Source organism: Candidatus Margulisiibacteriota bacterium, from assembly GCA_028706105.1.
Classification (GTDB): domain Bacteria; phylum Margulisbacteria; class Riflemargulisbacteria; order GWF2-35-9; family DYQY01; genus DYQY01.
In genome coordinates this window covers 1-7,565 of record JAQWCF010000084.1, presented here as the reverse complement: position 1 = coordinate 7,565, position 7,565 = coordinate 1, and the positions used below count along the sequence as shown (strand labels likewise).

At 32.2% G+C, this 7,565-nt stretch carries 7 protein-coding genes and 1 tRNA gene; 2 read left to right on the top strand and 6 right to left on the bottom strand.

What is annotated here, in order from left to right; translation table 11 throughout:
* From PHF25_08020 to PHF25_08005, 4 genes are all read right to left on the bottom strand, one after another.
* A partial coding sequence (locus PHF25_08020; protein ID MDD4527962.1) for a hypothetical protein occupies positions 1-469 on the bottom strand: 469 nt, incomplete at its 3' end.
* 167 nt (positions 470-636) lie between these two features.
* Positions 637-1,287 carry a DUF4145 domain-containing protein gene (locus PHF25_08015; protein MDD4527961.1) on the bottom strand — a complete coding sequence of 217 codons (651 nt, stop codon included), beginning with the start codon at positions 1,285-1,287 and terminating at the stop codon, positions 637-639.
* A gap of 6 nt (positions 1,288-1,293) precedes the next feature.
* Positions 1,294-1,785, bottom strand: a complete 492-nt coding sequence (locus tag PHF25_08010; GenBank protein MDD4527960.1) for a hypothetical protein — start codon at positions 1,783-1,785, stop codon at positions 1,294-1,296.
* 5 nt (positions 1,786-1,790) lie between these two features.
* Entirely contained in the window at positions 1,791-2,972 is a 1,182-nt protein-coding gene (locus PHF25_08005; protein ID MDD4527959.1) for an ATP-binding protein, read from the bottom strand.
* A 149-nt stretch (positions 2,973-3,121) separates the two neighbouring features.
* On the opposite strand from PHF25_08005, the gene PHF25_08000 reads away from it, so the two are divergent.
* Together PHF25_08000 and PHF25_07995 are read left to right on the top strand one after the other, a co-directional pair.
* Positions 3,122-4,087: a hypothetical protein gene (locus PHF25_08000; GenBank protein ID MDD4527958.1), complete on the top strand. Its 966-nt coding sequence runs from the start codon at positions 3,122-3,124 to the stop codon at positions 4,085-4,087.
* 338 nt (positions 4,088-4,425) lie between these two features.
* Complete coding sequence (locus PHF25_07995) at positions 4,426-5,367, top strand: hypothetical protein (protein ID MDD4527957.1); 942 nt, start codon at positions 4,426-4,428, stop codon at positions 5,365-5,367.
* A 210-nt stretch (positions 5,368-5,577) separates the two neighbouring features.
* Here the strand turns inward: PHF25_07995 and PHF25_07990 are convergent, their stop codons facing one another.
* Together PHF25_07990 and PHF25_07985 are read right to left on the bottom strand one after the other, a co-directional pair.
* Positions 5,578-5,910, bottom strand: coding sequence for a zinc ribbon domain-containing protein (locus tag PHF25_07990; GenBank protein ID MDD4527956.1), 333 nt, complete (start codon positions 5,908-5,910; stop codon positions 5,578-5,580).
* 1,529 nt (positions 5,911-7,439) lie between these two features.
* A tRNA-Ser gene (locus tag PHF25_07985) sits at positions 7,440-7,529 on the bottom strand.
* Positions 7,530-7,565: the final 36 nt, after the last annotated feature.

Below are 7,565 nucleotides of genomic sequence, written 5' to 3'. Positions count from 1 at the left end.
AACCAACATTACCAACAACATAAATCTTTTGTGCTTTAGTTCTTTGAATATTTTTAACTGTTTCCTGGACATCTTCAGCGGTAAACATTTCTCGATTTGGTTGTTTAAATAAATCTTGCTTATCTTTCTGAGTTATTTCCCAAATTGGTTGGCCAATGGCTAATATTTTGCTGACAAACTCGCCCTCGTCCTTAAAGGTTAATTCGCTTAGTTTACTCTTCGTCTCACTTAATAATGATGTATTAACAAATTCTTTAATTTTATCACTGTCCATTTCTTGCAAAATAACTTCGACTGGATTTTTAGAATTTCTAAATAATTCTCTCAAACCAATTTCTTTTTGATTTAAAATTTTTTTATCTACGCTAATTTCCTTATTTTCATTATTAACTATTTCCTCTTTCGAGTTAAACGTCGACTCCTGAAATGGTTTGCTTTCGGCTGGAATAAAATTTCTTTCGTATGACATATATTTTTATTATTTACCTCAATATTAGCACCAATCGTTCCAAAGTTCAATTCTCCCTAGCAAAAATAGCCCATGTTTAGGGCTATTTTTAATCTGCGGAGAGGGTGGGACGCACTTGGAACGATTTTTAATTGAAATCGCCAAAACTAATTATTTTTTTATAGTTTCTATTGAGCTTGAGCCGTGACTTGTTTTGCCACTCTTTTGCTTTTCATTTCTTTAACCTTTTCCGGTCTTACATACAAATCATCAAGTAATTCTAATGTAAAATCTAGAATTTCTTTAGCATCTTCAATTATTATTTCATCCAACCCGTCATTTTCGGGATGAGCACCATCATTACCTAAAAATCGCACTTCGGTAGCAATATCTGCCAAATCTGGGTGAAGTTTTCCTGCATTCTTAAGTTCGTCAATTTGTTGATATAATTTTTTATTTTTATCTGCACCTAAATTAACACACATTTTCTGGATAGATCTTCTGGCCATAACAACACTAGCCTTATAAGAAGAGATATTAAAACATTTTACTGCTTCAATATAATCATTAGCTATCCCTTCCGGGACTCTTTTATCAACTTCTGGCTCATCGGATGGAAAAACAATTTCAATTTGCAATTGTTTACTGTCATTTTCATATCTCGTTGGCTCGTTTTTAATAAAAATGGCTCTATCGCAATAATGGCAACGCCAGACACTTATCGGATAATAAATACCATTAAAATATCCCTTAGCGCTAAACTCACATGAAAATGTTGCTAAAGCTTTACAGTGTGGACATTTATATGTTGAATTAGCCCATTTAATATTATCGTGCATATATTTTTATAATTTACCTTCTTTTCTTTTGTTTTCTAATTCCAATTCTTTATCTTTTATTGGTTGAATAATTCTTTTCCATAGTTCGGAATTAATGAACTTTTCAACACTTTTTCTGGCCACTATATTTAATTTAAACTTACCATGTTTTAACTCGCCTAAAACTCTCTTATACTCATCTTCTGCTTTATCTAGTTGCCAAATTATTACAAACTCTGAAAAATCTTGTTCCAATTTATCCTTTTCTTTTTGCCACTGTTTGGGGAAATCGCTTTTTAGTTTATCTAAATCAATAAAACACAAAACCAAATCGTATGCCCTACCAGAAACAGCCCCTTTGCATTGCTCTAAAATATTTCTTGGAGATCCGCCTGAAGCATTGCCATAATTCGGAACCCAATTTTTTGTGTGGAATTTAAATTTATCTAGATCAATTAATTTAATTAAAAATTTTTTATCACCGCCACCTTCTCCAAAAACTAAAAAAGAGTATTTCATATGTTTTATACCCTAATTTTTGGAAAAGCTCCATAAACACCGGACATATATTTTGATAAAAAATTTTCATCTGGTCTAATCCCTTTAATTTTATTCAATCTTAAAACAGAACTTTCACTTTTATTATTTTTTTCTGTCAAAAATATTTGATGCATATCCAGTTTATTCATAAAACCAAGGGAATGGGATGAAAAAATTAATTGGGCAGTTTTGTCTAAATTTTCATCAATAAAATATCCAATTAATTTGTTTAATGCCTCTGGATGAAACCCGGATTCAATTTCATCTATAATTATAATACTGCTATTTTTCAAAGCACTTAAAATATTTGCCATTGCAAAAAATAAAGATTGTGTCCCTCTGGACTCGTAGCTTAAATCTAATTCATTGTTTTTTGAATTCGTTGTATGTATGCCTCTTACTGAAACAACAATCCCATCTTTTTTTTCTTCTTTCTTGATTTTAAATCCACTTAAACCAATATCAAAGTTTCTAATAAATGTTTCCATTTCTTCTTTTAATTCTTTATCTTGCAAATAAGTCTGCAGTGTTTTAATTTGATGAAAATCATTATTGATTTCCCCTCTTTCATTAATATTTGTCTTAAAATTAAGAAAATAATTATAAACTTTATCTATTATATCTACGGAATAAGACATTTTTTTAACAAAGGCAATAAAAGAAACGTCTTCTCTTATTTTTGGAATTGAATTTACTACAATATTTTTAAAATATTTTTTATCCAAATTGACAATATGATGATCTTCTCTAGAAAATATTTTTATAACTCTTGAATTTTTTTCAATTTTTTTTGCAGAAAGAGATTCCTGCAAAATTATATTTTTCTTTATATTTACATCATAGTAAAATATATAATCATCAGACTCAAACTCAATATAAAAGTGAGATTTTTCCTCGTTATTAAAAAATGTTTTATAAGCAATATCTTTAACAAGTGTATTTTCCTTTTCTACATTTCTGCACACAAAATAACTCAAAAAACTAAAAAGTCTCATCACATTTGTTTTGCCAGAAGCATTACCACCAATAAAACCGGCGACTTTAGTTATTTGATCTTCAGACTTTGATGTAAAATAATCATAAGTCTTTTTTTTGCTCGCTAAAAAATTAATTTCTTGTTCTTTTTGAAAAGAATAGAAATTGCTAAATTTTACTTTTCTTATCATATAGGTGTAAATTATTAATATCCTTCATAATAGCACTATTAAATATAAAAGGCAAGTTAATACAAAAAATTGTATTAAATATCTTTTCTAAAAAAATAGCAATAAATTAATAAATCTATTTTTTTATCTAATATAAAGTAAAAATAACAATGAAATCTGACGGAATCAAAAATAAACTAGAGTCTTTTATCTCCGAATACCAAGAAAAACTAGGCACTTTTAATGGCTCCCTGGTTATTTATGATTTTGTTGAGTTTATAAAAACAGAGCCGGCTATTAAGGCAATAATGAAAGACCAATTTGCCTATTTTGAAAGCCAGAAAGATATTATCGTAAAAATGACCGATGACGAATTTGATGACCACTTATCTAACAAAGTCGCCTTTGACCCAGAAAATCCAAATACTTGGCCTAGCAAAGATGTTTTTACCAAGGAGCATAATATTGCCTCGGCTATTATTAAAGACTCTCGGCCGTTTAGCCCTATAGAGCTACAACTTCCTGTCAGTTTGGGCTATCTTGCTATTATCCACGAGGCAGTGAGTAAGGCAAAAGAAGAAACAAAAGATAATCCTGATAAGTCCAAAGAAATTACGCAAGTTATAAAAGAGCTATCAACAACTTCACTGCCTTTCAGATATAAGGATAAAAACGAGGAAAAATCGCTTTCCTTGATTCTTCCAGTCTATTGCCTGAATTGCCTGGCGGTCGTTAGCTCTTATATATTCAGTGAATTAGATGCTAAAGAGTTTTTAAAAGGCAATAAGCCTAATCCTCCGATTACTTTTGATAAAGATGATAGTCTTCTAATTATCAATGGGACGAGAATAAAAATCTCTCGTCTTGCTGATAGGTCTATCGATCATTATATTCTTGAAGCTATATTTGAAAACGAGGATATATCAGAGGAAGTCTATTTTAAAGATGTTGCTAAAAGAATGGACGAGTTCGCCGATTACGATAAAACCAAAGACTGGCGTAAATTCTATCGTGCCTGCGAACATTTGAATCAGAAAATCCAAACTGATACTGATAATAGAGTAATTGGTTTTATTGAATCACACACTGGTACTAAGGCTTGGTGTAAAATTAACCCTAATTATTTGAAATATTAGCTAGACTACTACAATTTAATACTCTTTACCCGTAATTCGGGGTAAGGCCATTTCCGTAAACTACCAATAGAAAAAATATTGGTAGTTTTTTTATGGCAATTTATGACAAACAACTGATATCGGAAGCTCGGGAATACTTTAGCGGACTATACGAGCGACAAATAACTCCTGACGAGGCGGAATCTTTTTTGAAATCTTTAGTTAATTTATACGATTCTCTTTCTAGCAAGGAATAACTCTTTTTTTCTTTTCGGCGGTTCCCCCGTAGGGGGAGCCGAAAAGAAAAAAGTTATCCTTGTTAAAAGAACTTCTAATTAGAAATAGATAATAACAAATATATGAAACAACAAGATAATAAATACTTATCTAATCGTAAATTGGTTAAATCAGGCTCCTTGCTTGAGATATATCAATTCGGCCGGGATATTAATCTGGGTAGAAAAATCAGACATATCAAAACAGAAGAAGAAAAGGCCTTGCAGACAGATAGGCCTAAAGCTACTGCCGAAGAAAAATTAAAGTTTTCCGCTCGTCGGGCAAGACGAATGATTAAACGGCTAATTATGGCTAATTGCTTTTTATGGTTTAAGGATAAGGGGAAACCTTATCTGCCAATTACTTTAACTCTGACTTTTGCCAAGAACATTACTAACTTAAAGAAAGCTAATTATGAATTTACCAAGTTTATCAGACGGCTTAACTATGAAACCAACGCTATTGAGGGCAAAGATTTAAAACAAAGTAATTTAAAATATCTAGCGGTCTTTGAACTACAGAAAAGAAAAGCGATTCACTATCATATGATTTTCTTTAATCTTCCATATATCAAAAATGTTTATCGGCGAATGTATAAAATCTGGGGGCAAGGCCGAATAATGGTCGGCGGGAAAGACAAAAACTTTAATAAGGTCAAAGATCAGGCACAATTAAAAAAGATAATCTTCTACTTTATTAAATACATTCAAAAATCGGTCTTTGAAAATGACTTCCCTCGGCAGAAGAAATATATCGCTAGTAAAGGACTGCTTAAACCGCAAGAAAATTCATTTGTGGAAGTCGTGTCGCTTGTAGAATCAAAACTGCCTGCCAATTCTTTAATCTATAAATATGATGGCGAAACGGAATATAACAATAGCGATATTAGAGATACAATCGGACAACCGCAAAACTTTCTCCGTTGGTTTAATTATCAGCAATATGATTTATCTGATAATCCTGATTTGGATAAAGAAATAAGCCAGCTATTAACTGGCTTATCCATAGACGATATTGATTTTTAGCTTGTTCTTTAGTATATTAATAGTATTCACTCAATTCCATTGCTGCCAAAGGTTTTTTTATTAAAAACCTTATTTGTCGCTCGAAATGGGCAGTTCTGCCATACGATAAGTTAGCCTTTGGTTAATTTGGAGTTGGGTGAATCAGGACTGCCCTTTTTGAATACAAAAATCCTCTAACCGAAGTTAAAGGATTTAAAAAAATATTTATAATTAACCCCTTTCCCACCAATTACCAAACTTAGCGACAATAAATAATATGACACAGGCAATAAGAAGAGTCCATCCGAAAGTTTTAGCAAATGAGCCATCGCTACTGCCAAGAGCCATTAAAAGTCCAATTACTCCGCCAACCCAAGAAATCAATTTTAACATTTTCCAAGTTTTGCCAGTTTTAACAATTTTTTCAATATTAAGATCTGGCACTCCATTAACCGCAACAGTTTGATTAGCTGGCTCTTGTTTAAAAACATAGCCACAATGCGGGCAGCTGGGAGCCTGGTCGGAAATTTCCTGACCGCACTCTAAACATTTAATTAATGGCATAAAGTTTAACTAAATTAATATATTTAAATTATACCATAAAACCTAATAATATGACTACAAATGACACAAAAACCAAATATGCTCTCTACTGCCGAAAATCTACCGAGGACAGCAGTCGGCAAATTCTTTCTCTAGATTCACAAGAGAAAGAAATGACAAGCCTAGCCGAAAGCCTAGACTTAAATGTGGTTAAAACTTTTCGAGAAAGTAAGTCCGCCAAAAAACCTGATAACCGTCCGCAATTCACCGAGCTTATCAATTTGATCAAGCGAGGGCAAATTGACGGGGTTATCTGTTGGAAAATAGACAGGCTTTCTCGCAATCCGATTGATAGTGCAACTATTCAATGGCTATTACAGCAAAACCAACTAAAAATAATTCAAACAATGGAAAGACAATATCTGCCCGGTGATAACGCTTTGTTATTCAACGTGGAAAGTGGAATGGCTAATCAATATATTTTAGATTTAAGCAAAAATGTAAAAAGAGGTATTAAGGCTAAACTGGAAAAAGGGGGTTGGCCTAATTTAGCCCCAATCGGTTATCTAAATAAAGATTCTAAAATTATTATTGATAAGGCGAGAGGAAAATATATTGTTAAAATATTTGAGTTATACAAAACTGGAAAATATAGCGTAAAAGAAATATCAGATACTTTATTTAAAGAGGGATTCCGCAGTCGGGCGCATAATAAATATCATAAGAGTAAGATTCATAAAATGCTGTCCGATTCTTTCTACTGCGGAATTATGGAAAAGCACGGGCAACTTTACGAAGGCAAGCATGAGCCGTTAATTTCTAAAAAACTATTTGACGAGGTGCAAGAAATGCTGACTAAAAAATCTCATATCAAAAAACAAAATATTCCTTTCGCTTTCAGAGGAATGCTCAGATGTGCTAAGTGTGGCTGTCTGCTAACAGCCACTAAAAAGAAAGGACGACTAACATATTACTATTGCACGAATGGCAAAAATATCTGTAATGAGCATAAGGCCTATATCAAAGAAGAATATTTATCTAAAGAATTAAATACTATTTTTGATAAACTGGTCTTTAATGAAAGAATAGTTAATCTGGTCTATAAGGCTAAGTTAAAAGAAAGCTCTTCGGCTATATCCTATTTAGACGAGGCTATTTTAAACCTGGATAATCGGGTCAAAACGCTTAATGAACGCAAAAGAGTATTACTTGATAGCTACCTAGATAAAATTGTTTTAGAGGCCGACTATAGGGCTAAGAGCCAAGCAATAGACAACGAGCTAGTCCTTATCACTAGAGATATGGAAGAGTTAAAAACTAAAAAATCTAACCAGGATAATACTACTTTGGAACGGATAAGAAATGCATTTTTAGAGCCTAAAACAATGCAAAAAGAGTTTTTATCTAAAAAACCAGACGAACAGCGAAATACTCTAATAACCTTACTTTGGAACGCTGAAATTAGCAATAAAAAAATCGCTAATATTTCATATAAAGAGCCATATAACATACTCTCTAAGATTGAAAATAAAAGCGATTTTTCTTCAGTGCGGAGAGAGAGGGATTCGAACCCTCGATACGCTAAAATAACGTATAACAGGTTAGCAACCTGTCGCTTTCAGCCGCTCAGCCATCTCTCCTTAATATTCAAATAATTTACATAAAAAAAGCCAATA